The organism is Streptomyces sp. SudanB52_2052 (assembly GCF_964272415.1).
GTDB lineage: Bacteria > Actinomycetota > Actinomycetes > Streptomycetales > Streptomycetaceae > Streptomyces > Streptomyces olindensis.
Genome location: NZ_OZ186796.1, coordinates 456313 through 480585, shown reverse-complemented (window position 1 = coordinate 480585; position 24273 = coordinate 456313). Strand labels below are relative to the sequence as shown.

Here is a 24273-nt window from a genome sequence, read left to right as displayed (position 1 = left end):
AGTCCCTTTCTCTCGGGCCGCGCGGGTACCACGTCAGCCGTATGGCACGCGCCGCTCACGGGTCCACGCCAGCAGGGTGTCGAGGGACCAGGTGGTCACCACCCGCTCGGGCGGCACCCCGCACTCCTCCGCCCGCGCGCACCCGTTGATCTGCCAGTCCAGCTGCCCCGGCGCGTGCGCGTCGGTGTCGACGGAGAACAGCACCCCCGCGTCCACGGCCCGGCGCAGCAGCCGCCGCGGCGGGTCGAGCCGCTCCGGCCTGCTGTTGATCTCCAGGGCGGTGCCCGTCTCGGCGAGCGCCGCGAACACCTCGTCCGCGTCGAACTCCGACTCCGGCCGTCCCCGCCCGGTCAGCAGCCGCCCCGTGCAGTGCCCGAGCACGTCCGAGTGCGGGTCACGGACGGCGGCCACCATCCGCCGGGTCATCGACCGGGCGTCCATGCGCAGCTTGGAGTGGACCGACACCACCACGACGTCGAGCCGGTCCAGCAGCTCCGGCTCCTGGTCGAGCGAGCCGTCCTCCAGGATGTCGCACTCGATGCCGGTCAGCAGCCGGAACGGCGCCCAGGTCGCGTTGAGCTCCGCCACCACGTCCAACTGCTCGCGCAGCCGCTCGGCCGACAGCCCGCGCGCCACCGTCAGCCGCGGCGAGTGATCGGTCAGCGCCGCCCACTCGTGGCCCAGCGCCGCCGCGGCCCGCCCCATCTCCTCGATCGGGCTGCCGCCGTCGGACCAGTCGGAGTGCAGATGGCAGTCCCCGCGCAGCAGCGCCCGCAGCTTCTCCCCGCCCCGTACGGTCGGCCGCTCGTCCGCCTCGCCCTCCAGCTTCGACAGATAGCCGGGCACCTGCCCGGCCAGCGCCTCCCGCACCACCTGCGCGGTCTTCGGGCCGACGCCCTTGAGCTTCTCCAGCGAACCGTCGCCCGCCCGTCGGCGCACCTCGTCCTCGCCCAGCTCCTTCAGCACCCGGGCCGCCGTGCGGAAGGCGCGCACGCGGTACGTCGGCGCCAGGGACCGCTCCAGCAGGAAGGCGATCCGGTCCAGTGCCTCGACGGGGTCCATCGCCACCTCCACCTCAAGGGTTCCCCAGCGCCCGGCGGGCCGCACGACGGGCCGACGGTTTGCCCGGTACCCACCCGGGTACTGCGATGCCTCGTCCCGCCCGCGTCGACGAGGAGGCCTGTCATGTCCGCCCCCACCGCGCCCACCGGCAAGGTCGCTGTGATCACCGGCGCCGATTCCGGCATCGGCCGGGCCACCGCCGTGCGCCTCGCCGAGGCGGGCCTGGACGTCGGCATCACCTGGCACAGCGACCACAAGGGAGCGGAGGAGACCGCGGAGGAGGTCCGGGCGCACGGGCGGCGGGCCGAGGTCGCCCGGATGGACCTCACCCGGCTGCCCGAGGCCACCGACACCGTCGACGAGCTGTGCGAGCGCCTCGGCCGCCTGGACGTGCTGGTCAACAACGCCGGCACGGGCACCATGACGCCGTTCCTCGACCTGGAGCTGCCGAAGGTCCGTGAGGTCCTCGACGTCGACCTCGTCGGGCCGTTCCTGTGCGGTCAGAAGGCGGCCCGGCACATGATCCGGCAGGGGGACGGCGGCCGGATCGTCAACGTCACCTCCGTCCACGAGCACCAGCCGCGCGTGGGCGCCGCCCCGTACTGCGCCGCCAAGGGCGGGCTCGGGCTGCTCACCCAGGTCATGGCGCTGGAACTCGCCGAGCACGGCATCACCGTCAACGCCGTCGCGCCCGGCGAGATCTCCACGCCCATGACCGGGCAGGAGGACACCGACCCGCACACCGAGAGCCGCCCCGGCATCCCGCTCGGACGGCCCGGCGACGCCCGGGAGGTCGCCGCCGTCATCGCCTTCCTCGCCGGGCCGGACGCCTCCTACGTCACCGGCGCCTCCTGGAGCGTCGACGGCGGCATGCTGCGGATGGGGCCGCAGGCCGGTTCGCACCTCACCGGTGACGACTGGCGGCGCCCCTGAGGGGGCCGCGGTGAGACTGCGCACCAGCTCCTGCGACGAGCCCGGCATCCGCCGCGTCCGCCACGGCCGCGGCTTCCGCTACCTGGACTCCGACGGTCGGGCCCTCACCGACCCGGGGCAGCTCGCCCGGATCAAGGCCCTGGTCATCCCGCCCGCCTGGCGCGACGTGTGGATCTGCCGGCACGAGAACGGCCACCTCCAGGCGGTCGGCACCGACGACGCCGGGCGCCGCCAGTACCTGTACCACGAGGAGTTCCGGGCCCGGCAGGAGCAGGCCAAGCACGAGCACGTGCGCCAGGTCGCGCGGGCCCTGCCCGACCTGCGGGCCCGGGTCGCCTCCGACCTCGCCGGCGGCGGCCTGAGCCGGGCCCGGGTCACCGCCTGTGCCGTACGCCTGCTGGACCTCGGCTTCTTCCGCGTCGGCAGCGACCGGCACACCCGCGACAACGGGACCTACGGCCTGACGACGATGCTGCGCGAGCACGTCACCTGCGGCCGTGGCGAGATCGCGTTCAGCTACCCCGCCAAGGGCGGGACCGAGATCGTGCGGGCCCTCGTGGACGACCAGGCGCACGCGGTCGTACGGGCGTTGCTGCGCCGTCGGCGGGGCGGGGAACGGTTGCTCGTCTTCTGGGAGGGGAGAGCCTGGCACGACCTGCACAGCGACGACCTGAACGAGGCGCTGCGCCGGCTGTCCGGGGTCGACATCACGGCCAAGGACTTCCGTACCTGGCACGCGACGGTCCTCGCCGCCGTCGCGCTCGCCGTCACCGCCCGGGACGCCCGCGCCACAGCGGCGGCCCGGCGCCGGCAGGCCGCCCGGGCCGTCCGCGAGGTCAGCCACTACCTCGGCAACACCCCGGCCGTGTGCCGGGCCTCCTACATCGACCCGCGTGTCTTCGAACTGTTCGAGCAGGGGGAGACCGTCGCCCCCGTGCTCACCCGGCTGGGCGAGCACGGCGACTTCGGGCGCCCCGCCACCCAGGGGGCCATCGAGGCGGCCGTCCTCGACCTCCTCGACCGCTGACCCGGACCCCGCGCCGGAGCCGGTTCCGCTCTACGCTCGATGCATGACCGAAATCTCGAGCCCGCACATAGCGCACCCCCGGATCATGGTGCTCGGGGTCCAGCCGGGCACACCGCCGTTCCGGATCGTGGAGATCGACGGCCAGGTGGTCGGGGAGGCCAGGGCCGTCACCGACGTCCTGGCGGCCGCGGCCGCGTTCGGCATCACGGTCCACGACCTGGACGACCCGGACGTGGTCCGCTGGGTGGGCGGGGACAAGTTCACCTGGACCGTGCACTAGCCCCACGGCCGCGGCATACGATCACCCGATCATGCCCGAACACGTACACGGCACCGACGCGTACTCGGCCGACGAGCTGGTCTCGCTCCTCGGCGACCGCCTCGGGCTGGTCTTCAGCGAGCGCGACAGCCACTTCCCGGCGGACTGGCTTCTGCTGCTCACCACCACCTCGGTCGAGGACGCGGAGCTGCCGGCCCGTCTGGACTCCATCGAGGGGATCGTCCGCATGGACGGCCCGTTGCAGCCCGCAGGTCAGCCGGTCGGCGTAGGTTTCGTCCGGCGGTCGCGGCGGGGCCTGCGGGCGTGGATCGCGCGGCTCAGGCGGCGGCCGAGGAGGAGGTAACCGATCAGCGCGCCCGCCGTGTTGAGGATGACGTCGTCGATGTCGAAGGCGCGGCCGGTGACCAGGGCGCCCTGCGCGAACTCCACCAGGAGCATCACCACGGCCGTCAGGAACAGCACGCGCAGGATGCCGCGGGTGCGGGGCGCGACGACGGGGACGAGGACCCCGAACGGGACGCCCAGCAGGATGTTGCCGCCGATCTGCCGGACGGCGTCCCGCAGCTCCGGCTGGTCCAGATAGGCCTTCAGGGAGCTGCCCGGCCGCAGATTGCTGTGGGTCAGCGCCTCCGAGGCGGGGGAGGGCTGCAGGGTCAGCCGTGCCAGCACCACGGCGAAGGCGACCATGAACGTGAAGGCGCACAGCGTCGCCAGCACCCGGACGGGCAGTGGAAGCGGGCGACGCTCGCTCCCGGACCGGGCGGTCCGGGGACGTGAGGCTGCACCGGCCATTGGTCCTCCAGTCTTCAACTTCCCTGCGTGGTAGGGCGGTTACCCACAGGCGGACCGACGATGCCGCCACCGGCCGTTCCCGGCCACTGTTTCCCCGCCTCCCACCGGGGCACTCCCGACCGGGAGCCGCCGCGCGCCGCCACGTCCCACGGCCCGCATTCCTCGGGAGCCGATCAGCCCCCGTACGAGACGTTCACCTCCTTGAAGCCCAGGGAGCGCAGCAGGCCTTCGAGCATGCCGGTGGTGTTCGACTCGGCGCGGGCGATCAGTTCGCTCTCCTTCGCCGCGTCGCCGATGTGCCGCACCGCGAGTTTCTGCACGGCCTGTTCGCCGTTGGGGTTGTCCGAGAAGAGGTCGCCGAGGCGGTCGAAGAGACCGCGCTGCTTGGAGACGGCGTAGGAGCGGTCGGGGTCGAGGGACGGCTTGCCCAGTTGCGCGTGGGGCAGCCGGAGCGTGGCGGACGTGCGGTCGCCGTTGACCTTCACGTCGTTCTCGCCGACCTTGCCCAGGTCGACGTAGGCGTCCACGGTGCCCGCGCCGACGTACAGGGTGCGGGTGCCGCGGATCGCGTCGGGCAGGAACCTGGCGTCCTTCTCCAGGTCCACGACGACCTGGAAGTTGCCGGAGGCGGCGTCGTAGCGGCTGATGTCCTGGATGGACTTCAGCAGCGCGGGGCCGGACCGGTCGTGGGTGTCGGTGCCGAACAGGTCCTTCAGGCCCGGGAGCACGCTCAGCCGGAGCCCGGCGAAGAACACGACGAGCACCAGCACGAGCGCGGCCACCACCTTGGCCCAGCCGGGCATGCGCCTGGGGAGGCGCTTGACGGGAGTCGTCATGCGACGGCCCTCCTTCCTACTGTCCGGATGCCCGCCACGCCCCCTGCCAGACCGCGGAGTTGAGGATTCGACGAACCCGGCGGAAGCATGCGGGGCGCACGCGGCGGGCCTCTCGTCCGCACACCCCGCGGGGTTGGGGGGTGGAGTTTGTACCCCCACAAACCCGACCTGCCACACCTGGCGCAGAAGCGGTTCCCTGGAATCGCGCCGCGGTCGCGACACCACCGGCCGGCGCGCCTTTTCCTGCACCGAACGAATATGAGGTCCACTCCATGGAACGTCGCAAAGCGCTCGGACTGATCGCCGCCACCGGCGCCGCCACCGCCGCCTCCTTCACGGCTCTGCCCGCCTTCGGTGAGGAGACCGGCCGCGCCGCGGGCGCCACCGGACAGGGCAGGGCCAAGGGCAAGGGCGGCTACACCTTCGCGCTGGACAGGAACGTCAGGCGGACCTCGGTGCGGTTCAAGAACCGCTACGGCATCGAGGTCGCCGCGGACCTCTACGTGCCGAGGAACGCCAGGGGCAGGCTGCCCGCCCTGGTGCTCAGCGGCCCGTTCGGCGCGGTCAAGGAACAGTCCTCGGGGCTCTACGCCAACGAGTTCGCCCGCCGCGGCTACGTCACCCTCGCCTTCGACCCCTCCTTCACCGGGGAGAGCGGCGGCACGGTGCGCGACGTGGGCTCGCCCGACGTCTACACCGAGGACTTCAGCGCCGCCGTCGACTTCCTCGGCCTGCAGAAGATCGTCGACCGCGAGCGGATCGGCGTGCAGGCCATCTGCGGCCTGAGCGGCATGGCGCTCACCGCGGCGGCCGCGGACAGCCGTATCAAGGCGGTCGCCACGGCCTCGATGTACGACATGTCGCGCAGCATGTCCCGCGGCCACGAGGACTTCTACACGCGCGAGCAGCGCCAGAAGGTCATCGACCACCTCAGCCGGCAGCGCTGGACCGACGCCGAGAAGGGCACCTTCGCGCGGGGTTCCCACGAGGTGCCCTTCGACGAGGACGGCAACGTCGCCCCCTCGAACCGCGTCCTGCCCAAGACCCTCCCGGCGGACGCCGACCCCATCACGAAGATCTTCTTCGACTACTACCGCACCGAGCGCGGCTACCACCCGCGCTCGATCAACTCCACCACCGCGTGGACCGCGACCACGCCGATGTCGTTCTTCGGCTTCCGGCAGATGACGAACATCGACATGCTGGCGCCCCGCAAGGCCCTCCTGGTGGCCGGCGCCGAGGCGCACTCCCTCTACTACTCCGAGGACGTCCGCAAGATGGCTCCGGGCACCGTCGACCTCGTGGTCGTCCCTGGCGCGGACCACGTCGACCTGTACGACCGCAAGGACCTCATCCCCTTCGACCGGCTCGACGATTTCTTCGCCGAGAACCTCGCCTGACCCCGAGCGGCCTCTCGGCAACGGCCGGGGCGCTCACCCCGCGGAGCGAGCCGCCTCAGGGACGGGAAGGGGCCTCCGGCTGCTGCAGGGCCGCGTCGAGCGTCGGCTGCGGCGGCAGCAGCCGGGACAGGCCGGTGATCCGCAGGACGCGCAGCGTCAGCGGGTGGGAGCAGACGAGGAGCACGTACCCGTCCCGGTCGAGCACCCGGCTCCTGGCCCGGTACAGCAGCCGCAGGCCCGAGCAGTCGAAGAACTCGATCCGGCTGAGGTCGATCACGAGCCGGGCGGCGGGGCGGTTCGTCTCCCGGTCCAGGTGCGGGGCGATCTCCGTGGCCGCGGCGAGGTCGATCTCGCCGCGGAACTCCAGCACCGTGTGCCCCCGTTCCTGGCGGACGCGCAGATGCCGGGTGAGCGGTGCAGGTTCCTGCCGCACGACGAGATCGCCTCCAGCCTGCTCCGTGCGTGGGGAGGGGGCGCGGTCCTCACAACCGTTCCCCGCCCTGCAAGTTACCCTCCATCGAGTGAATTTGAGCATGTTCGATTGACATATGTCTCTGAATTACAGGCCAGTTGGCCGAGGTTCGCGCGGGGGCGTGCGCGGGCGTGAGCGCGGGCGTGGTGCCGGGTGTGCGGCTCCGGCTACGACAGGGCGTGCCAGGCCTTGCTGAGCGCCTGGCGGAACTGCTCGGTCTGGTGCGCCGTGAGGTCGCGCACCATCCGCTCCTCCAGCTCCCGGACGGGCCCGGCGTGCCGCGCGAGCAGCTCGCGGCCGGCGTCGGTGAGCAGGATCAGCAGCTCCCGGCGGTTGCGGGGGTTGCGCTCCCGGCGCACCAGGCCGCGGCCCTCCAGGGAGCGCACGAGGTCGGCGATCGACTGCGCGGTGACGAAGGAGTCGCGCGCCAGCTGGGCCGCCGACAGTCCGTCGTGTCGCTCCAGCACGGTCAGCGCGGTGTACTGGAGAGCGGTGATCCCGGACGGCCTCACCAGCTCGTCCAGGTGGGAGCGCACGACGAGCTCCACCTGCTTGACCATGTAGAGCAGGGAAGGGGGTGCCTTGGTCACCTGTGTGTCGAGCATGGATGCAGGCTAGAGCATTGACAGGAAACCTGTCTGTAAAGAGACTGCGAACCAACAGGAATCCTGTTTGTTGAAATCTTGGCGACGACGCTGAGGAGTGGCGATGACCACCTTCGAGAAGGAACCCGGGCAGCTGTTCATCGGGGGCCGGTGGCGCGAGGCCGCGGACGGGGCGCGTACCGAGGTGGTCGACCCGTCCCGGGGCACGGTCGTCACCACCGTCGCGGAGGCGGGCCCGGCCGACGTCGACGCGGCCGTGGGCGCCGCCCGCGCGGCCTACGACGACGGCGCCTGGTCCGGACTGAGTGGCCGCGAGCGCGGCCGGGTGCTGCACCGCGTCGCCCGGCTGATCCGCGAGAACGCGGACGAGATCGCCGCACTGGAGAGCCTCGACGTCGGCAAGCCGATCACCCTGTGCGGCGCGGTCGACGTGACGAACGCGGCCAACGACTACGAGTACTACGCGAACCTCGCCCAGGGCCAGGACGGCGCCCTGCGCGACACCCCCATGAACGCCCTGGCCTACACCAAGCGCGAGCCGCTCGGCGTGGTCGCCGCGATCACCCCGTTCAACTTCCCGCTGATCCTCGCCGGTTCCAAGATCGGCCCGGCGCTCGCGGCCGGCAACACGGTCGTCCACAAGCCCGCCGACGAGACCCCGCTCAGCGCCCTCTACATGGCCCGGCTGTTCCAGGAGGCCGGCGTCCCCGACGGCGTGGTCAACGTCGTGACGGGCACCGGCCCGGTGGCCGGCGAGGCGCTGCTGCGCCACCGGGGCGTCGACAAGGTGGCCTTCACCGGCTCCACGGCGATCGGCCGGCACGTGGCGAGCGTCGCCGGCGAGGCGCTCAAGCCCGTCACCATGGAGCTCGGCGGGAACGCCGCCCACCTCGTCTTCGAGGACGCCGACCTGGAGAAGGCGGTCGGCGCCGTCATCAAGGGCTTCGTCTTCAACACCGGCCAGTTCTGCATGGGCGGCCCGCGCCTGTTGGTGGCCCGCTCGGTCTACCCCACGCTGCTCGGCATCCTCGCCGAGGCCGTGCCCGGCGTGCCGGTCGGCGACCCGCGCGACCCGAACACGGTCATCGGCCCGATGGCAGCGGAGAAGCACCTGAAGAAGGTCGAGGAGTACGTCGCCCTGGCCCGCAAGGAGGGCGCCCGGATCGTCTGCGGCGGCGAGCGGCTCGACCTGGACGGCGGCTACTACTACCGGCCCACCGTCATCGCCGACCTGGCCAACGACTCCCGGGTGATCCAGGAGGAGATCTTCGGCCCCGTCCTCACCGTGCAGCCCTTCGACGACGAGGACGAGGCCGTCGCCCTCGCCAACTCCACGCCGTACGGACTGGCCTCGGGCGTGCAGACCAGCAACCTCGCCCGCGCCCACCGCGTCGCCGACCGGCTCCAGGCCGGCATCGTCTGGGTCAACGACTGGGCGATGCTCGACCCCGCGGTGCCCTTCGGCGGCGTCAAGGACTCCGGCTACGGCCGCGAGTACGGCCCCGAGGCCCTCGCCGGATACACCAAGGTCAAGTCCGTCGTCGTCTCGCTCGACTGAGCACCGTCAAGGAGTCATCGCGATGCCCACCACCACCCGTGCCGCGGTCGTCGAGTCCGGCGGCGCGCCCTTCACCCTCTCCGACGTCGTCCTCGACGAGCCCGGCCCCCACGAGGCGCTGGTCCGCATGGTCGCCACCGGCCTGTGCCACACCGACCTCGGCGTGGCGAGCGGCGGGCTGCCCTTCCCGCTGCCCGGGGTCCTGGGCCACGAGGGCGCGGGCGTCGTCGAGGCCGTCGGCCCCGCCGTCACCGGCGTCGCGCCCGGCGACCACGTCCTGCTCTCCTTCACCTCCTGCGGCGACTGCCGCAACTGCCGCGGCGGCCACCCCGCGTACTGCGCGATCTGGCTGCCGCTGAACCTGCTGGGCGGCAGCCGCGCCGACGGGTCGAGCACCATCACCCGGGGCGGCGAGGCCCTGGGCGGCCACTTCTTCGGCCAGTCCTCCTTCGCCGAGCGGGCGCTGGCCGACGAGCGGAGCCTCGTCAAGGTCGACCCGGACGTGCCGCTGGAGTCCATCGCCCCGCTGGGCTGCGGTGTGCAGACCGGTGTGGGTGCCGTCTGGAACGTGCTGAAGCCGGACACCGGCAGCACGGTCGTCGTCCTGGGCGCCGGAGCGGTCGGCCTGTCGGCCGTGATGGCGGCGGCCCTCACCCCGGCCGTCCGGATCGTTGCCGTCGACCGCGTCGCCGAACGCCTGTCGCTCGCCCGCGAGCTGGGCGCCACGCACACCGTCGACACCAGCACCACGGAACTGGGCGAGGCCCTCGCCGGCATCACGGACGGCCAGGGCGCGGACGGCGTCGTGGAGACCACGGGCAACGTCGGCGTCCTGCGCCAGGGCGTCGACGCGCTCGCCGCCCGCGGCACCCTGGTCGTCGTCGGCGCCCCGCCCTTCGGCACCGAGGTCTCCCTGGACGTCAACGGCCTGCTCGGCGGCAAGCGGATCGTCGGCCTCACCCTCGGCGACAGCGAGACCCAGACCATGATCCCGGCCCTGGTCCGTCTGGTGAAGGACGGCCGGCTGCCGCTGCACCGCCTGATCGGCACGTATCCCTTCGGGGACATCGACCGGGCGGTGCAGGACATGAGGTCGGGCAAGACGATCAAGCCGGTGCTGACGTTCTGACGCGGCCGGCCGTCATGGCCGGTTCGCCTGAGAGCTCGGGGGGTGCGGGGGATCTGCGTGTGCCGCCATGCCGTGGCTTGTCGCGCAGTTCCCCCGCGCCCCTTCGGGGCACTGCCGTACGGTCAGTCGTTCACCAGGACCAGCTTGCCCGTCGTCCGGCCGGTGTCGCCCTGGGCGTGTGCCTCGGCGGCGGCGGACAGCGGGAAGGTCCCCGCGATGGTGGCGCGGAGCCTGCCCGCCTCGGCGATCCCCGCGATCGTCTCCATGCCGGCGCGGTCGGCGTCGACCAGCATCCGGACCGCCCGGACACCGAGCCGCCCGGCCTCCTCGTAGAAGTCGTCCGAGCCCGCCGGCAGGATCGACACCACGACCCCGCCCGGGCGCAGCACCCGCAGTGAACGCAGGGCGTTGTCGCCGCCGATCGTGTCCAGGACGACGTCGACGTCCTTCACGGCCTCGGTGAAGTCCGTCTCGCGGTAGTCCACCGCCTCGTCCACGCCGATCCCGCGCAGGAACTCGTGCTTGCCCGCGCTCGCGGTGCCGATCACGTACGCGCCGTGCTCCTTGGCGATCTGCGCCGCCACGTGCCCGACGCCGCCCGCGGCGGCGTGGATCAGCACGCGCTGCCCGGGCCGCAGGTCGGCGTGCTCGGTCAGCGCCTGCCACGCGGTGAGCGAGACCAGCGGCAGCGCGCCCGCCTGGACGTGGTCGAGTCCGGCCGGCTTGCGCGTCAGGGCGCGGACGGGCGCGATGACGTACTCGGCGTGCGAGCCGTGCCCGAACGGGTACGGCAGCATGCCGAAGACCTCGTCACCGGGCGCGAACGCCGCGACACCGATGCCGATCGCCTCCACCACCCCGGAGACGTCCCAGCCGAGGACGAAGGGCGGCTCGCCCAGGAAGCCGCCGGTGGCACGGTGCTTCCAGTCGGTCGGATTGACCCCGGCGGCCCGCATCCGGACCAGCACCTCGTTGGGCCGCGGTACCGGGCGCTCGACCTCCACTTCCTTCAGGACCTCGGGACCGCCGAGGACGTCCTGGCTGATGGCTCGCATCGTCTTCTGTGTGCTCATGGTCATCCAGCGTGCCGGTCGGTGATCCCCTCCGCCATGGCATGATTGCCATCATTCGATAGGATCGTGCCATGCGGCGTGAGCGAGTGGTGGTCCTGGCCCTGGACGGCGTGTACCCCTTCGAGCTGGGCATCCCCAGCCGGATCCTCGGCGCCGCCGACGGCCGCTACGAGGTCCTGACCTGCTCGGTCGACGGCGGCCCGGTGCGCACCGAGGCCGACTTCGGCGTCACCGTGGAGCACGGCCCCGAGGCCCTGGCCACGGCCGGCACGGTGGTGATCGCGCCCGTCGCGCCGTCCCACCTGACCGACGAGGTGTCCGCCGAGGTCCTGTCCGCGCTCGCGCTCATCCGCCCCGGCACCCGCATCGTCTCCATCTGCACCGGCGCCTTCGTCCTGGCCGCCGCAGGGCTGCTCGACGGGCGCCGGGCGACCACCCACTGGCAGGTCGCCGATCACTTCCGGCGCAGGTTCCCGCGTGTCGACCTCGACCCGGACGTGCTGTTCGTCGACGACCACCCGTTCCTCACCTCGGCCGGAGCCGCCTCCGGTGTGGACGTCTGCCTCCACCTCGTCCGCAAGGACCACGGCAGCAGGCTGGCCAACTCCGTCGCCCGCCGCTGCGTGGTCCCGCCGTTCCGGGACGGCGGCCAGGCCCAGTACATCGAGCAGCCCGTCCCCGAACAGGGCGCGGCCACCACCGCCGCCACCCGCGCCTGGGCCCTGGAACGCCTCGGCGAACCGCTCACCCTGGCCGACCTCGCCGCCCACGCCCGGATGAGCCGGCGCACCTTCGCCCGCCGCTTCCACGACGAGGTGGGCCTCAGCCCCGGCCGCTGGCTCATCCAGCAGCGCGTGTCCCGCGCCCGGCACCTGCTGGAGTCCAGCGACCTCACCGTGGACCAGATCGCCGGCCAGGTCGGCTTCGCGACCGGCGCCTCCCTGCGCCAGCACCTGCACGCGGCCATCGGCGTCTCCCCGCAGGCCTACCGCCGCACCTTCCAGACCGCCCGCTGACCTCGCCCCCGGCCCGGACCACGCCCAACTGATCAGGCAGCAAAGCCATTTGTCGACGTGTGGCTTTCTGTCGGAGCGTGACGGAACCCTCACGTCCGGCGGAAGTGGAAGTTGATCCTTTCGGGTTCAAACCCGATAAGGTTCCAACCGGCGCTGCGAGTTGACGCGATCGCGTCCGTCGACTCGCGGTGCGTACTCATGAGTGCGGTCCACACACCCCCCGTTCGATCGTGTTGCTTCGAAGGATGCAGATGGAACTCGCCACTCCGCCACCGGCGGCGCGGGCCCCTGTCGCCTGGTACAGCTGGTGGTTGATGCCGCTGGGCTTGGGAGGCGGGACGCTTGCCGCCACGTTCATGAGCTCGGAGCGAATAACTGCGGCCGTCGCCGGTGTCGCGGCGACAGCGGCCAGCGCCGTGTGCGTACGCCTGCTGCTGCGCACCCGGGCACAACTGCACCGGGCGGAGGGCTCCTTCCGCACCACGCAGGCCGAGCACAACCAGCAGTGGCAGCAGCATGTGGCGGGCCTGGAGCGGAAGTTCTCCGCCGAGCGCGCCGCCCTGGAGTCCCAGCTGACCGAGCAGAACGCCACGTACGAGCGGCGCCTGGCCGACCAGAGCGCCACGTACGAGACGCAGCTCGCCGACCAGTCGAGGGCCTACGAGGAACGGCTGACCGAGCAGGCCACGTCGTACGAGGCACAGCTCGCCGACCAGGCCGAGGTCTGGCAGGAACAGCTCTCCCACCAGCTCGCCGCGGTCGCCCGGCTCGCCGACGAGCAGCTGCCCGACGCGATGGAGAGACTCCGCTCCGGCGAGGCCATCGACGACGTCCTGCCGACCGTCAACCAGTGCGCGAAGGTCAGCGCCGACCTCCAGGCCGAGCTGCGCAAGCTGCTGCGCACCGCCCTGATCGGCCTGGAGGCGGAGTTCGACCGCTCCACCTCCGCCGAACAGGCCGTGATCAGCATCGGCAACCGCATCCACGTGCTGACCAGCAAGCTGCGCGGCCGTCTGCACGAGATGCAGGGCGAGCACGGCAGACTGCCGGCCGTCGCCCGCGGCCTGATGGAGCTCGACCAGGAACTCGGCCCCGCCGACTCGCTCGCCGCCAGCATCGGCGTGCTCGGCGGCTCGGACCGGCCCGGCCGGCAGTGGCAGGAGCCGCAGCGGCTGCTGAGCGTGGTGCGCGGCGGCATCGGCCGGATCAAGGACTTCCACCGCGTCCAGGTGCGCCACCTGCCCGAACTCGGCGTCGACGGCGGCCTCGTGGACCACCTCACGCTGATCTTCGCCCACCTCCTGGACAACGCGGCCCGCTACTCGCCGCCCACCGAACCGGTGCTCATCTCCGGCAAGGAGGTCCCCAACGGCGTCGGCATCGAGATCCAGGACTCCGGCAAGGGCCTGAGCGAGGAGAAGAAGCGCGAGGCCGAGCACGCCCTCGCGGGCACCGCGCCCGGCGCGGGCCTCGGCGGCATCACCGAGGACGCCAGCATCGGCCTGCGCGTCGTCGGCGCCCTCGCCCGGCGCTACGGCATCCGCGTCACCTTCGCGGACTCGCCGTGGCTCGGCACCTCCGTGGTGGTCGTCGTCCCGCACAAGTACTTCAGCCCGCTGCCCACGGCCGCGACCGCCCAGGCCCCCGCCACCCCGGCCGCGACCGCCGAGGTCCGCACCGCCGCGGCCTCCCCGGCCCACGAGACGGCCACCGCACCCGCACCGGCCGCGCGGGCCGAGCCCGTGGAGACCACGCCCGGCGGTCTGCCCCGGCGCCGCAGCAAGCGGAACGAGACGGAGGGACCCAGGCAGGCCGAGCGGACCGACCGGAGCACCGTCGCCGCCGTCCCGCCGGACGCCTCCTTCTCCGGCCTCGCCGCCTTCGCCACCGCCGGACGCGACGCCGCGGAGGCCTCCCGGCCGGACGACGATCGCGCCACCCCCGCCGGACGCGAGTCCACCGAGCACCGCACCGAAGAGAGCGACTAGTCCTCATGACGCAACAAGGAACAGATGTGAGCTGGGCGCTCCGCGATCTTGTCGAGAGCATCCAGGAGATCCGTTTCGCCCTCGTGGCCTCCAGCGACGGCAAGGCCATCACCTCCTACGGCGCCGAAGACCCCGACGACGTCGACCGCTTCGCCGCCGTGGTCGCCGGCCTGCAGGCCCTGGCCCAGCCGGTCGCCGAGCAGTTCCCCAAGTACGCCGGTCAGCTGCGCCTCGCGATGATCGAGGTCGACGGCGGACACCTCTTCGTCGTCCGCGCCGGTGTGGAGACGTACCTCGGCGTGCTCGCCAGGGAAGGCCTCGACCAGGGCCTGCTGGGGCACCAGATGAGGGACCTGGCCCGCAGGATGGGTGAACTCCTCGGCACCACTCCGCGCCTGGAGGAGCACTCTGGATGAGTGCTCCCCGCAGGCCGTCGGACCCGTCCGGTCTCGAGCGCTACTACGTCCTCACCGGAGGGCGCAGCGGACCGGGCGGTTCGGCGTCGAGCCTCGACGTGGCGACCCTGGTCGTCGCCCGTGCCGCCCCGTTACCGGGCATGCAGCACGAGCACGAGGAGATCCTGCGCCGCTGCCGCGACCCGCTGTCGGTCGCCGAACTCGGCGCTCATCTCGGGCTGCCCTTCAACATTCTCGCGGTGCTGCTGTCGGACCTGCTGGACGCAGGTCGCGTCGAAGCCCGTAACCCCATCCCGGCACACGACGCCGGTCGCGGGCCCGACCTCGCGCTCCTTGAGGAGGTACTCAGTGGACTTGAAAGGCTTTGACCAACCCGGAGGCTCGGCCGGGGACACCCGCTCGGTCAAGGTGATGATCGCCGGCGGGTTCGGCACCGGGAAGACCACCATGGTCCGGTCGGTCAGCGACATCAAGCCGCTCACCACCGAGGAGACCCTCACCCAGGCCAGCGCCGACGTCGACCACCTCATCGGCGTCGCCGACAAGACGCAGACCACCGTCAGTCTGGACTTCGGCAAGATCGGCATCAACGAGAGCCTGGTGCTGTACCTGTTCGGCACGCCCGGCCAGGAGCGGTTCTGGTTCCTGTGGAACGGGCTGTTCAAGGGGGCGCTCGGCGCGATCGTCCTGGTGGACACGCGCCGCCTGGAGTCCAGCTTCCGGGCGATCGAGGAGATGGAGCGGCAGGAGGTCCCGTTCGTCGTCGCGCTGAACGTCTTCCCCGACTCGCAGAACTACCCGGTCGAGGAGATCAGGGACGCCCTGGACATCCCGGCGCACACACCGGTCGTGGCCTTCGACGCCCGCGACCGGGCCTCCAGCCGCGACGTCCTCGTCGCCCTGATCCACCACCTGAAGGAACGCTCGGCCGTGGCCCTGGAGCCCCGATGAACGATTCGACCGACCCCACCCTCCAGGCCGTGCGGGGGTGCCCCGTCGCCCACCACGGGGCCGACCTGACCCGGCTGTACGGCCCGGAGGCCGCGACCGACCCGGCGAGCATCTACGAGCGGCTGCGCAAGGAGCACGGCTCGGTCGCGCCGGTCCTGCTGGAGGGCGATGTGCCCGCCTGGCTGGTGCTCGGCTACCGCGACAACCGGCGGGTCCTCGACAACCCCCGCCAGTTCAGCCGGGACGCCCGGATCTGGCGGGACTGGCGCGAGGGCCGGATCGAGGAGACCTCGCCGATCATGCCGATGGTCGGCTGGCGCCCCGACTGTGTGTCCCAGGACGGCGAACCGCACCGCAGGCTGCGCGGCGCCGTCACCGACGGGCTGCAGGCGGCGACCGCCCGGGGCATCCGGCGGCACGTCACGTACTTCGCGAACAAGCAGATCGACGCGTTCGCCGACGCCGGGCGCGCCGACCTCGTGGCCGACTACGCCGAGCAACTGCCGATGCTCGTGCTCACCAGGATGCTGGGCCTTCCCGCGGCGGACGGGCAACGCCTGATCGAGTCGTGCGCCCAGGTCTTCAAGGGCGGCGAGGGCGCCCTCGAGCACAACGAGCGGATCATGGAGATCCTCGCGGAACTCGCCGAGCGCAAGCGGGCCGAACCGGGCTCCGACTTCGCCACGGCCCTGCTGGAGCACCCGGCCGGCCTCGACCACGACGAGGTCGTCAGCCATCTGCGCCTGGTGCTGATCGCCGCGCACACCACCACCAGCAACCTGCTGGCCCGGGTCCTGCAACGGGTCCTCACCGACGCCGCCCGGCTCTCCGGTCTGGTCAGCGGGGAGCTGAACGTCTCCTCGGTGGTGGAAGAGGTCATGTGGGACACCCCGCCGCTGTCCGTGCTGCCGGGCCGGTTCGCAACCGCCGACCTGGAGCTCGGAGGCCACCATGTCCAGGAGGGAGAACTGCTCATCCTGGGCCTGGCCGCCGGCAACCTCGACCCGGAGGTACGGCCCGACTCGGCCGTCGCCGTGCAGGGCAACCAGTCGCACCTGGCGTTCAGCTCGGGACCGCACGAGTGCCCGGGACAGAACATCGGCCAGTCCATCATCGAGATCGGCGTGGACGTCCTGCTGCACCGGCTGCCGGACCTGCGCCTGGCCGTACCGCCGGAGGAGCTCAGCTCGACCGCGTCCACGTGGGAGTCCCGCCTGGACAGCCTGCCGGTCGAGTTCGCCGTCTAGGCCACGCCGGCAGACCGTTGCCCGGCCGGCTTCCGGCCGGGCAACGCCGTGCGTGGGTGCAGGCGGTGGCTCAGCCGTCGAGCCAGTCGCCCGCGACGTCCGTGGGACGGTAGCCCGTGGCGTTCCAGAGGAAATGCGGGTGGGCGCAGCCGAACATGTAGGCGAGCAGTGCGGTGTCCTCCCTGCCGGTCCGAGGGTCGTGCAGGGTGTGGAACCTCTCGGACCCGACCACGCCGGCGTCCTGTTGGACATGACGGGCGCGGTCCGGCGACGGTGCGGCGCTGGATGCCTCGACGGCGGCGATGTAGGTGCGGCGCAAGATCTCCCATGCGTTGTCCGTGTCGCCGTACCAAGGGCCGTGCAGTGCTTCGAAGGCATGGAGCTCGGCGTCGAACAGGGGCCATGCCGTGGGGTGTTCGGCTCGACAGCGTGCGGACAGCTCGGCGGCCCGGGTGCTCAGTGCCGGCGCGGTGGGCCGCGGGGCGATGGCGAGGGTGGTGCCGTGGGTGAGGATGCCGGTGCACGGATTGGGCTGCAGGTCGCACAGCGGGCAGTCCTCCGCCGGGGGGAGGCCCTGGGTGATGCCGTCGAACCACAGGGCGTGGCGGCCCGTGAGCCCCATCCAGACGATGGTCGTGGTCATCAGCCAGGTGTTCCACATCGGGCTGTGGGCCTCGGGCATGCAGCCGTACTTGACGAGGGCTATCGCGCAGGCGGCGTAGAGCGCCTTGGTGTGGGTGGGCATGTCGGCGAGCCAGAAGTTGCTGATCTCGCCCGTGAGGGCGTCGGCTCGTACGTCGGCCATGTCGTCGATGACGCGGCACAGCAGCAGGGAGGCGAGGTTTTCCTCCTGCCAGAGTTCGGTGTCGGGGGCGACGTGCCAGAACAGACAGTCCAGCATCTGCAGGGCTGAGTAGGTGCCCTGGTCGAGCGGGTTGGTCTGGGGGAGCGTGACGCTGCCCGCGTCGTGCTGCTGGAGCCAGTGCTCGTCGACGGATCGCTTGTGGGCCGCGAAGAGTCCGGAGACCAGGGCCCGTGCGCTGTTGGTGCTGAAATTCTCGGCCAGGCGGCCTTCTACGTGTCGGGTGAGGCGCGCGGTGTCGATGGTGTCGACCACGCGTTTGTATTCGTGGAAGACGAGGATGTCGTCCTCGAAGCGGTGGCGGTGGCCGAGGTCGCGTTCGAGGTCGTTCATCTGCCGGGTCCAGGACCATCCACCGGTCAGGACACTGTCGAGTTCCCGGCGGTGCGGCCAGGTCTTGACGGCGAGGGGACGACCGGCGCTCTGCCGCCAACGGTAGTCGTCCAGCGTGCGTGCGGGGGGCGTGGGCAGCCGACGGCACAGAGGGCAGGCGCAGACGGTGGTCTGCTCCTCCTCGCGCGGCGGGGTGAGTGCCCGGCTCCTCCAGGCGCCCTCCAGCATCGTGCAGGCCAGTCTGCACACCTCGACGTCGGTGCTGACCTGGGGGAAGGCTGCTTCGATCAGGCGCAGGCCGGTGTCGAGGTGCCGCAACCTGGCGTAGCCCTCCTCGTCGGGCGGGAGGAACGCGGGGCGCGCCAGATGGAGGGCTCCCTCCACATGCAGCGTGGTGCTGGAGTGGGGGGAGCCGAAGGCGTTCAGCCGCTGCTGAGCGGCGTTCTGGGAGCTTCGGTACTGCTCCGTGCTCCCCTTGATGTGTTTCACCAAGAGGCGGGCCAGGGTGTTCCCCGCCTCCGTGGGCTGGAGCTGGGCGCTTGGCTGCGCCGGGATCGAGCTGTCGGCGGACGCCTTCGGAACAGCACCTGCGACTCGAGATTTCACACCGGTCTCCCCATAAGCTGTGGTCCTGGCAACGGAATCGATCGACTGTGGTCGTTGACCGGCCGAGTTACGAACGACCGTGAGGGGCACGGCTGCTGCGACGCGCTGCTTCACCCGAGGCGTGTGGGTGGCCGACAGGGGTGTCGAAGGGCAGGTCGAACCGGACGTCCTGAGGCATGCGCTTCCTTTCGGCAGACGGACCGCAGAGTCCCCCCACCCCTGCGAGCGGACGGTTGCGTGAACGTCCGCACACTCGAACTGGGCTTCGCAGTCCGAAAGTTGAACCGAGAAGCGGTACGAGGCTGCCCACGGCGTGAATAAGCCATTCCGTGACCGTGCCGTGATCTCCGTTACTGTCCGAAGCGCATGAGCTGCGTATACTCCCTCGTCCCTCACCCGGTGACGGCTTGTCCGCCGAGCCTCGGACGCCTCGGAACGTCACACTGGCCGGAGTCCGTTCGACGACTCTCCAGGAGGCGCACCGACGATGACGTCCGCACCCGCACGCAGCGCTGAGCAGCGTACGAAGGACACCCTGCACCGTCTCGAACACGACGTGGACGCCTGGGTCGCCACGGCCGACGGCGCCTCGGGGACGCCGTACCTCGTCCCGCTGTCCTTCCTCTGGAGCGGCTCGTACCTGCTGTTCGCCACACCCGCGTCGAGCCCCACCGGACGGAACCTCGCCGCGACCGGCCTGGCCCGGGTGGGGATCGGGCCGACCCGTGACGTCGTCATGGTGGAAGGCACGGTGGAGACCGTCCAGCCCGGCGAACTGACCGAGGAGGACGCCGAACTCTTCGCCGCCAAGACCGGGTTCGACCCCCGCCGCCTCGCCACGCCGTACCTCTACTTCCGCGTCGTCCCGCGGCGGGTGCAGGCCTGGCGGGAGGCCGACGAGCTGGACGGCCGCGAACTCATGCGGGACGGGCGGTGGTTGACGGCCGACTGAATCGGCCGGACGGGGATATCCGCAAGGTACGGGGCCGCGGGGCACGAACGCCGCGCGGCCGGAATCCTGCGGAGGAGACATGGCACTGGTGAAAGCGGGGGTCCTCGTGCTCGACTGTGCCGAGCCCGAGAAGCTCGCCGTGTTCTACAAGGAGCTGCTGGAGGGCGAGGAGTCGGACGCGACGGCCAACCGCGTGGAGATCAAGAGCGCCGACGGCTTCCGGATCGCCCTGCGCCGGGACGTCAACGCGACCCCGCCGAGCTGGCCACGCCCCGAGAACTCCCTTCAGGCGCACCTGGAGTTCGTGGTGGACGACCTCGACGCCGTGGAGCGCCGGGTCATCAGCCTCGGTGGCCGTCCGCTGGAGGCCAAGGAGGCCTCGGGCCCCCTGGAGGAGCGCGGCTACGCCGACCCGGCGGGCCACTCCTTCACCCTGCGCCGGACCGCGCCGACCGCACCCAAGCAGGGCTGACCCGACCGGCCTAGTGGGCGAGGACCGTGCTGGCCAGTGCCCCATGGACGGCCGTGCCGGCGAGGATGCTCAGCAGGGCCTCGCGGCGCCACAAGTGCAGGCCGACGGTGACGGCCAGGGCGGCCAATGGCGCCACCGCGCGGGCCTCGGTGACCGGCAGGTCGCGCAGGCAGTAGACGATTGGTTGCCGATCGTGTGCCTATGATCTTCGTATGAGCAATGAAAGTGGCCTGGACGCGCTCGATCGAGAAATTTTGTTCCACCTGCGTCAGGACGGTCGGCTGTCGAACGTCGAGCTGGCCAAACGCGTGGGTCTGACGCCTCCTCCCTGTCTGCGCCGGGTCAGGCGCCTGGAGGAGGCCGGCGTCATCACCGGATACCGGGCCGTCATCGACCCCGGGGCGCTCGGCCGCGCGCTCGAAGTGCTCATCGACGTCGAGATCTACGCCCAGGACCGCCGGACCGTCGAGGAGTTCGAGACGACCGTGGCCTCCTACGAGGAGGTCATCGAGTTCCGGCGGATGTATGGCCGCCCGGACTACTTCCTGCGCGTCGCCGTCGCCGACCACACCGCCTATGAGGCTTTCCTCATGGGACGGCTCAGCGGCCTGCCCGCCGTCCTGCGCCTGGAGTCGCACCTCACCATGAAGACGATCAAGGCGGACCGCTGACCGCACAGGGAGGCCCCGCCCGGCACGGGGCCGGGCGGGGCCGCGTCGTGTCAGTCCCGGCCGCCCTTCTCGCCGACCGGCCAGGTGCCGGTCGAACGCTCGATGGCCTTGGCGCCCGCACGGTCCACGGCGCTGCGCACCGTGGCGAAGATGGCGCCCTGGATCGCAGCGGCCAGCAGGATCTCGCCCCAGCCGCGGTCCTTGTCCAGCGCGTCGGGCGCGTCCTCCTCGTGCCGGATCGCCATCCACGTCTTGCGGAAGGCGAGCCCGGCCAGCCAGCCGCCCGACCAGCCGAGCACGAAACCCAGGGGCTGGTAGGCGAGGGACATCTTCTTCTTCTTGGCCACGGGGATCTCCTTGGTAGCTGAAGGGGTGGTCGGAAGTGGTCAGGGTGTGTGCGCGGCCGGGACCCGCTCCCCGGCGCGCACGGGCCCGGGCGGGGTGCCGTCGCCGAACGGCCGGCCGCCCAGCTCCTCGCGGTGGTGCGGGGTCAGCCAGCCGGACAGGTCCGGCCCCAGGGGCACGACACGGGTCGGGTTGATGCCCGTGTGCACCTGGTAGTAGTGCCGCTTGATGTGGTCGAAGTCGACGGTGTCGCCGAACCCGGGCGTCTGGTAGAGGTCGCGGGCGTACCCCCACAGCACCTGGTTCTCCGTCAGCTTCCAGCGGTTGCACTTGAAGTGGCCGTGGTAGACCGCGTCGAAGCGGACCAGCGTGGTGAACAGCCGGATGTCGGCCTCGGTGATCGTGTCGCCGACCAGGTACCGCTGCCGCTCCAGCCGGGCCGCGAGCAGCTCCAGCCGCCGGAACACGCCCGCGCAGGCGGCCTCGTACTCCTCCTGCCCGGTGGCGAACCCCGCCCGGTAGACGCCGTTGTTGACGTCCTCGTAGACGTCCGCCATCACCTCGTCGATCTCGTCGCGCAGCCGCTCCGGGTACAGGTCGGGCGCCCCCTCCCGGTGCAGGGCCGTCCATTCGGTCGCGAGGTCGAGCGTGAGCTGCTGGTAGTCGTTGGTGACCAGCTTCCCGCTGGGCACGTCCACGACGGCCGGCACGCTGACCCCGCCCGGATGGTCCGTCTCCCGGCGGTCGTACGCCTCACTCAGGTAGCGGATGTCGAGGACCGGGTCGCGGCCGTCCTCGTCCAGCGTGAAGCGCCAGCTGCGGTCGTCCTGGATCGGGTCGGCGACGGCCAGCGACAGCGCGTCCTCCAGGCCGAGCAGCCGCCGGGAGACCAGCGACCGGCTGGCCCACGGGCAGGCGCGGCTGACGACCAGACGGTAGCGGTCGGCCTCCACCGGCCAGCCGTCCCGGCCGTCCGCCGTGATCCGGTCCGTGAAGTGCGCCTTGGACCGCTTGAACGTCCTCTTTCCGTAGGCGCTGTTGCCGTCGTCGCCGTCGTCGCGGCTCATGGGGAAGACCTCCTTGCCGTACGTGTGGCCTGCTTGTCGTGCGTGTGCCCTGGTGAACGCGTTCCCCGTTTTCCGCGGACGGCACGGTGTGAGCACCGCCGACCGGGGCAATCGGCGTGGGTGACTGAAGAAGGATCTGATCGGAGGACACGCGTCACCGTGCTGGTGGCGCTCGCGGCCAACCTGGTGATAGCGGCCGCCAAGGCCGTCGGCGGTCTGGCCGCCGGATCGCCCGCCCTGCTGTCGGAGGCGGCCCATTCGGTGGCCGACAGCCTGAACGAGGTGTTCTTACTGGCGGCCCTGCGCCGCAGCCGTCGCCCCGCCGACCGGCGTCACCCCTTCGGCTACGGCAAGGAGCGGTTCTTCTGGTCGCTCCTCGCGGCCGTCGGGATCTTCGTGATGGGGGGCTGCTTCTCCTTCTTCCAGGGCTTCGAAGCCCTCACGGGCGGAGCGCAGGAGGGGCTCGGCGGCTACGTCGCCGGTCTGGTCGTGCTCGGTATCGCCCTCCTCGCGGAGGGCGGTTCCCTGCTGCGGGCCCTCTACCAGGTCCGCCGGCAGGGCGGTGGGCGCGACGGGCTGCGGGACCCCGCCCTGCGGACGGTCGTCGCCGAGGACGGCACGGCGGTGCTCGGCGTCACGCTGGCCATCGCGGGCATGGCGCTGCACATGGTCACCGGCCAGGTGGTGTGGGAGGCGGCCGCCTCGCTCGCGATCGGTTCGCTGCTGGTCTACGTCGCCTACCGGCTGGGCCGCGACGCCCGCGACCAGCTGATCGGCGAGGCGGCCGACCCCGAGGCGAGCGGGCGGATCCAGGCCCTGTTGCGGGCGCAGCCCGAGATCGACAGCGTGGAGGCACTGTTCACGATGAAGACCGGCCTGGACTCGGCCCTGGTGGCGGCCCGGGTCGACCTGGTGCCGGGCCTGGACAGCGAGCGGGTCGAGGAGGTCGCCGTGCGCATCAAGCGCTCCATCGCGAGGACGGTGCCCGAGGCCGACCAGATCTTCCTCGACGTCACCGATCGCCCCGCGCGCGAGGCAGCGGAAAGCCCCGCCGCGACGGGGGAACGCGGCGGGGCCTGACCCACGCGTGCCCCGTCGGCGACGGTTCATGCACCCCGGCCGAGAAATTTCCCCCGCCGGGCGGGATCACCCGGTCGGCGGCCCTCGGCGCTGAGGGGAACGGGTGCTGACGGACACCCCCTAGCGGAGCCGGCCGGGCCCTGTCGCCCCGGACCGGGTGGCCGCCAGGCCGGAGAGCAGCTTGAGGCGCTCTTCCGAGGTGCTGCCCGGTTCGGCGGTGTAGAGGGTCAGGTTGTGCACGGCCCGACGGGACAGGGGCAGATCGAGGGACTGGTACGGCAGCTCCAGCTCACCGACCTCGGGGTGCCGCAACCGTTTGACGCCGTCGTGACGGATACGGACGTCGTGGACGGCCCACTGACCGCGGAACTCGTGGCTGAGCGTGGACAGTTCGCCGATCAGCTCGCGCAGGACCCGGTCATGCGGCTCCCGTCCGGCTTCGGCGCGCAACAGCGCGGTGGGGTGGCGGCGTCCCAGTCGACGAAGAAGTCCCGCGCGCCGGGGTCGAGGAAGATGTAGCGGGCGATGTTGGGGCGGCCGTGCCGGTCGGTCGTGGGGCTGTCGAACACCGGCGTGTGCAGGGCCCGGGCCAGCGCGTTGTGGGCGATGACGTCCTGGCGGCCGTTGCGCACGAACGCGGAGGACAGCGTCATCGAGTCGAGCAGCCACTGGACGCGGGGTGGGACGGCGGCCTCCCCGCGGCGGGAGGGCGCGCGGCGTGCGGGCCGGGCGCGGGCGGCTCGGGCCAGGTCGAACAGGTAGGTGCGTTCGTCCTCGTCCAGGTGGAGGGCTTGGGCGACCGCGGCGAGCACCTCCTCGGAGACGCCGCTGATGTGGCCTTTCTCCAGGCGGGTGTACCACTCGGTGCTCACCCCGGCCAGCACGGCGACCTCCTCGCGCCGCAGCCCGGGCACCCGGCGCCGGCCGCTGGTCGGCAGCCCTGCCCGCTCCGGGGTGATCTTCGCGCGGCGGCCGGCGAGGAAACCTCGGATCTCGGTGCGGTCGGCGGGGTGCGGGTCCATGCCGTCCACGGTAGCCACCGTCTCGCCACCAGGGAGGTCGAGCTTGTACCCCCCATGGACCCGACCCTCCATCTCCCA

27 protein-coding genes and 1 pseudogene are annotated in these 24273 nt (G+C 71.8%); 17 read left to right on the top strand and 11 right to left on the bottom strand.

Annotation, left to right across the window (positions count from 1 at the left end; genetic code table 11):
• Positions 1–33 precede the first annotated feature (33 nt).
• Positions 34–1062, bottom strand: coding sequence for a PHP domain-containing protein (locus ACSUPV_RS02255; RefSeq protein ID WP_037764917.1), 1029 nt, complete (start codon positions 1060–1062; stop codon positions 34–36).
• Between the two features lie 123 nt (positions 1063–1185).
• Between ACSUPV_RS02255 and ACSUPV_RS02250 the strand changes: the two genes are divergently transcribed.
• The 4 genes from ACSUPV_RS02250 to ACSUPV_RS02235 are packed head-to-tail and all read left to right on the top strand — an operon-like array spanning position 1186 to position 3645.
• Positions 1186–1995: an SDR family oxidoreductase gene (locus tag ACSUPV_RS02250; protein WP_436946804.1), complete on the top strand. Its 810-nt coding sequence runs from the start codon at positions 1186–1188 to the stop codon at positions 1993–1995.
• A gap of 10 nt (positions 1996–2005) precedes the next feature.
• Entirely contained in the window at positions 2006–3022 is a 1017-nt protein-coding gene (locus ACSUPV_RS02245) for a DNA topoisomerase IB (protein ID WP_436946803.1), read from the top strand.
• Positions 3023–3065: 43 nt separating this feature from the next.
• Complete coding sequence (locus ACSUPV_RS02240; protein WP_031117749.1) at positions 3066–3302, top strand: hypothetical protein; 237 nt, start codon at positions 3066–3068, stop codon at positions 3300–3302.
• Between the two features lie 31 nt (positions 3303–3333).
• Positions 3334–3645 carry a hypothetical protein gene (locus ACSUPV_RS02235; protein ID WP_436946802.1) on the top strand — a complete coding sequence of 104 codons (312 nt, stop codon included), beginning with the start codon at positions 3334–3336 and terminating at the stop codon, positions 3643–3645.
• Here ACSUPV_RS02235 and ACSUPV_RS02230 read toward each other — a convergent pair.
• The gene (locus ACSUPV_RS02230; protein WP_051648948.1) at positions 3555–4094 is read right to left on the bottom strand and encodes a VanZ family protein; all 540 of its coding nucleotides are present in this window, start codon (positions 4092–4094) and stop codon (positions 3555–3557) included. The genes ACSUPV_RS02235 and ACSUPV_RS02230 overlap by 91 nt on opposite strands.
• Positions 4095–4267: 173 nt before the next feature.
• Complete coding sequence (locus tag ACSUPV_RS02225; protein WP_037764220.1) at positions 4268–4930, bottom strand: DUF4230 domain-containing protein; 663 nt, start codon at positions 4928–4930, stop codon at positions 4268–4270.
• 272 nt (positions 4931–5202) lie between these two features.
• On the opposite strand from ACSUPV_RS02225, the gene ACSUPV_RS02220 reads away from it, so the two are divergent.
• A complete protein-coding gene (locus ACSUPV_RS02220) occupies positions 5203–6330 on the top strand; it encodes an alpha/beta hydrolase (RefSeq protein WP_436946801.1) in 1128 nt (375 codons plus the stop codon).
• A gap of 55 nt (positions 6331–6385) precedes the next feature.
• Here ACSUPV_RS02220 and ACSUPV_RS02215 read toward each other — a convergent pair whose 3' ends face one another.
• Positions 6386–6763, bottom strand: a complete 378-nt coding sequence (locus ACSUPV_RS02215) for an anti-sigma factor antagonist (RefSeq protein ID WP_037764217.1) — start codon at positions 6761–6763, stop codon at positions 6386–6388.
• A gap of 206 nt (positions 6764–6969) precedes the next feature.
• A complete protein-coding gene (locus ACSUPV_RS02210; protein WP_031117755.1) occupies positions 6970–7407 on the bottom strand; it encodes a MarR family winged helix-turn-helix transcriptional regulator in 438 nt (145 codons plus the stop codon).
• A 103-nt stretch (positions 7408–7510) separates the two neighbouring features.
• Here ACSUPV_RS02210 and ACSUPV_RS02205 point away from each other — a divergent pair, with 103 nt between their 5' ends.
• Both ACSUPV_RS02205 and ACSUPV_RS02200 read left to right on the top strand, forming a co-directional pair.
• On the top strand, positions 7511–8965 hold the full coding sequence (locus ACSUPV_RS02205) for an aldehyde dehydrogenase family protein (RefSeq protein WP_031117756.1): 1455 nt from the start codon (positions 7511–7513) through the stop codon (positions 8963–8965).
• A 22-nt stretch (positions 8966–8987) separates the two neighbouring features.
• A complete protein-coding gene (locus tag ACSUPV_RS02200) occupies positions 8988–10094 on the top strand; it encodes an NAD(P)-dependent alcohol dehydrogenase (RefSeq protein WP_436946800.1) in 1107 nt (368 codons plus the stop codon).
• A 122-nt stretch (positions 10095–10216) separates the two neighbouring features.
• Here the strand turns inward: ACSUPV_RS02200 and ACSUPV_RS02195 are convergent, their stop codons facing one another.
• On the bottom strand, positions 10217–11167 hold the full coding sequence (locus ACSUPV_RS02195) for an NADP-dependent oxidoreductase (RefSeq protein ID WP_436946799.1): 951 nt from the start codon (positions 11165–11167) through the stop codon (positions 10217–10219).
• A gap of 71 nt (positions 11168–11238) precedes the next feature.
• Here ACSUPV_RS02195 and ACSUPV_RS02190 point away from each other — a divergent pair, with 71 nt between their 5' ends.
• The 6 genes from ACSUPV_RS02190 to ACSUPV_RS02165 all read left to right on the top strand — a co-directional run bounded on the left by ACSUPV_RS02190 (position 11239) and on the right by ACSUPV_RS02165 (position 16785).
• The gene (locus tag ACSUPV_RS02190; protein WP_359790549.1) at positions 11239–12183 is read left to right on the top strand and encodes a GlxA family transcriptional regulator; all 945 of its coding nucleotides are present in this window, start codon (positions 11239–11241) and stop codon (positions 12181–12183) included.
• Between the two features lie 251 nt (positions 12184–12434).
• Positions 12435–14171 (top strand): ATP-binding protein, encoded by a 1737-nt coding sequence (locus ACSUPV_RS02185; protein WP_359790547.1) that lies wholly within the window; start codon positions 12435–12437, stop codon positions 14169–14171.
• A gap of 5 nt (positions 14172–14176) precedes the next feature.
• Entirely contained in the window at positions 14177–14587 is a 411-nt protein-coding gene (locus ACSUPV_RS02180) for a roadblock/LC7 domain-containing protein (protein WP_003994857.1), read from the top strand.
• Positions 14584–14955, top strand: a complete 372-nt coding sequence (locus ACSUPV_RS02175; protein ID WP_078650896.1) for a DUF742 domain-containing protein — start codon at positions 14584–14586, stop codon at positions 14953–14955. The genes ACSUPV_RS02180 and ACSUPV_RS02175 overlap by 4 nt, the downstream gene beginning before the upstream one ends.
• Entirely contained in the window at positions 14936–15538 is a 603-nt protein-coding gene (locus tag ACSUPV_RS02170; RefSeq protein ID WP_031117762.1) for a GTP-binding protein, read from the top strand. The genes ACSUPV_RS02175 and ACSUPV_RS02170 overlap by 20 nt, the downstream gene beginning before the upstream one ends.
• Positions 15535–16785: a cytochrome P450 gene (locus ACSUPV_RS02165; RefSeq protein ID WP_031117763.1), complete on the top strand. Its 1251-nt coding sequence runs from the start codon at positions 15535–15537 to the stop codon at positions 16783–16785. Before ACSUPV_RS02170 ends, ACSUPV_RS02165 begins: the two co-directional genes overlap by 4 nt.
• Positions 16786–16855: 70 nt before the next feature.
• On the opposite strand, the gene ACSUPV_RS02160 is transcribed toward ACSUPV_RS02165, so the two are convergent.
• Entirely contained in the window at positions 16856–18586 is a 1731-nt protein-coding gene (locus ACSUPV_RS02160; RefSeq protein ID WP_436946798.1) for a hypothetical protein, read from the bottom strand.
• Between the two features lie 487 nt (positions 18587–19073).
• Between ACSUPV_RS02160 and ACSUPV_RS02155 the strand changes: the two genes are divergently transcribed.
• Together ACSUPV_RS02155 and ACSUPV_RS02150 are read left to right on the top strand one after the other, a co-directional pair.
• Positions 19074–19538 carry a pyridoxamine 5'-phosphate oxidase family protein gene (locus tag ACSUPV_RS02155; RefSeq protein WP_436946797.1) on the top strand — a complete coding sequence of 155 codons (465 nt, stop codon included), beginning with the start codon at positions 19074–19076 and terminating at the stop codon, positions 19536–19538.
• 79 nt (positions 19539–19617) lie between these two features.
• On the top strand, positions 19618–20010 hold the full coding sequence (locus tag ACSUPV_RS02150; protein WP_031117767.1) for a VOC family protein: 393 nt from the start codon (positions 19618–19620) through the stop codon (positions 20008–20010).
• A gap of 10 nt (positions 20011–20020) precedes the next feature.
• On the opposite strand, the gene ACSUPV_RS02145 is transcribed toward ACSUPV_RS02150, so the two are convergent.
• The gene (locus ACSUPV_RS02145; RefSeq protein ID WP_435850548.1) at positions 20021–20146 is read right to left on the bottom strand and encodes an AzlD domain-containing protein; all 126 of its coding nucleotides are present in this window, start codon (positions 20144–20146) and stop codon (positions 20021–20023) included.
• 76 nt (positions 20147–20222) lie between these two features.
• On the opposite strand from ACSUPV_RS02145, the gene ACSUPV_RS02140 reads away from it, so the two are divergent.
• Positions 20223–20681 carry an Lrp/AsnC family transcriptional regulator gene (locus tag ACSUPV_RS02140; RefSeq protein WP_359790544.1) on the top strand — a complete coding sequence of 153 codons (459 nt, stop codon included), beginning with the start codon at positions 20223–20225 and terminating at the stop codon, positions 20679–20681.
• 50 nt (positions 20682–20731) lie between these two features.
• Here the strand turns inward: ACSUPV_RS02140 and ACSUPV_RS02135 are convergent, their stop codons facing one another.
• Both ACSUPV_RS02135 and ACSUPV_RS02130 read right to left on the bottom strand, forming a co-directional pair.
• Positions 20732–21028, bottom strand: a complete 297-nt coding sequence (locus ACSUPV_RS02135; RefSeq protein ID WP_436946796.1) for a DUF4235 domain-containing protein — start codon at positions 21026–21028, stop codon at positions 20732–20734.
• A gap of 39 nt (positions 21029–21067) precedes the next feature.
• On the bottom strand, positions 21068–22093 hold the full coding sequence (locus ACSUPV_RS02130; RefSeq protein ID WP_037764193.1) for a glutathione S-transferase family protein: 1026 nt from the start codon (positions 22091–22093) through the stop codon (positions 21068–21070).
• A 159-nt stretch (positions 22094–22252) separates the two neighbouring features.
• Here ACSUPV_RS02130 and ACSUPV_RS02125 point away from each other — a divergent pair, with 159 nt between their 5' ends.
• The gene (locus ACSUPV_RS02125) at positions 22253–23173 is read left to right on the top strand and encodes a cation diffusion facilitator family transporter (RefSeq protein ID WP_031117772.1); all 921 of its coding nucleotides are present in this window, start codon (positions 22253–22255) and stop codon (positions 23171–23173) included.
• Between the two features lie 120 nt (positions 23174–23293).
• Here ACSUPV_RS02125 and ACSUPV_RS02120 read toward each other — a convergent pair.
• Positions 23294–24195, bottom strand: a pseudogene (locus tag ACSUPV_RS02120) (helix-turn-helix domain-containing protein).
• Positions 24196–24273: the final 78 nt, after the last annotated feature.

Excerpts from the sequence above, each read along its gene's own strand:
- ACSUPV_RS02255 (WP_037764917.1), bottom strand. The coding sequence starts at position 1,062 with ATGGACCCCGTCGAGGCACTGGACCGGATCGCCTTCCTGCTGGAGCGG.
- ACSUPV_RS02250 (WP_436946804.1), top strand. The coding sequence starts at position 1,186 with ATGTCCGCCCCCACCGCGCCCACCGGCAAGGTCGCTGTGATCACCGGC.
- ACSUPV_RS02240 (WP_031117749.1), top strand. The coding sequence starts at position 3,066 with ATGACCGAAATCTCGAGCCCGCACATAGCGCACCCCCGGATCATGGTG.
- ACSUPV_RS02235 (WP_436946802.1), top strand. The coding sequence starts at position 3,334 with ATGCCCGAACACGTACACGGCACCGACGCGTACTCGGCCGACGAGCTG.
- ACSUPV_RS02230 (WP_051648948.1), bottom strand. The coding sequence starts at position 4,094 with ATGGCCGGTGCAGCCTCACGTCCCCGGACCGCCCGGTCCGGGAGCGAG.
- ACSUPV_RS02225 (WP_037764220.1), bottom strand. The coding sequence starts at position 4,930 with ATGACGACTCCCGTCAAGCGCCTCCCCAGGCGCATGCCCGGCTGGGCC.
- ACSUPV_RS02220 (WP_436946801.1), top strand. The coding sequence starts at position 5,203 with ATGGAACGTCGCAAAGCGCTCGGACTGATCGCCGCCACCGGCGCCGCC.
- ACSUPV_RS02210 (WP_031117755.1), bottom strand. The coding sequence starts at position 7,407 with ATGCTCGACACACAGGTGACCAAGGCACCCCCTTCCCTGCTCTACATG.
- ACSUPV_RS02205 (WP_031117756.1), top strand. The coding sequence starts at position 7,511 with ATGACCACCTTCGAGAAGGAACCCGGGCAGCTGTTCATCGGGGGCCGG.
- ACSUPV_RS02200 (WP_436946800.1), top strand. The coding sequence starts at position 8,988 with ATGCCCACCACCACCCGTGCCGCGGTCGTCGAGTCCGGCGGCGCGCCC.
- ACSUPV_RS02195 (WP_436946799.1), bottom strand. The coding sequence starts at position 11,167 with ATGAGCACACAGAAGACGATGCGAGCCATCAGCCAGGACGTCCTCGGC.
- ACSUPV_RS02190 (WP_359790549.1), top strand. The coding sequence starts at position 11,239 with ATGCGGCGTGAGCGAGTGGTGGTCCTGGCCCTGGACGGCGTGTACCCC.
- ACSUPV_RS02185 (WP_359790547.1), top strand. The coding sequence starts at position 12,435 with ATGGAACTCGCCACTCCGCCACCGGCGGCGCGGGCCCCTGTCGCCTGG.
- ACSUPV_RS02180 (WP_003994857.1), top strand. The coding sequence starts at position 14,177 with ATGACGCAACAAGGAACAGATGTGAGCTGGGCGCTCCGCGATCTTGTC.
- ACSUPV_RS02175 (WP_078650896.1), top strand. The coding sequence starts at position 14,584 with ATGAGTGCTCCCCGCAGGCCGTCGGACCCGTCCGGTCTCGAGCGCTAC.
- ACSUPV_RS02165 (WP_031117763.1), top strand. The coding sequence starts at position 15,535 with ATGAACGATTCGACCGACCCCACCCTCCAGGCCGTGCGGGGGTGCCCC.
- ACSUPV_RS02155 (WP_436946797.1), top strand. The coding sequence starts at position 19,074 with ATGACGTCCGCACCCGCACGCAGCGCTGAGCAGCGTACGAAGGACACC.
- ACSUPV_RS02150 (WP_031117767.1), top strand. The coding sequence starts at position 19,618 with ATGGCACTGGTGAAAGCGGGGGTCCTCGTGCTCGACTGTGCCGAGCCC.
- ACSUPV_RS02140 (WP_359790544.1), top strand. The coding sequence starts at position 20,223 with ATGAGCAATGAAAGTGGCCTGGACGCGCTCGATCGAGAAATTTTGTTC.
- ACSUPV_RS02130 (WP_037764193.1), bottom strand. The coding sequence starts at position 22,093 with ATGAGCCGCGACGACGGCGACGACGGCAACAGCGCCTACGGAAAGAGG.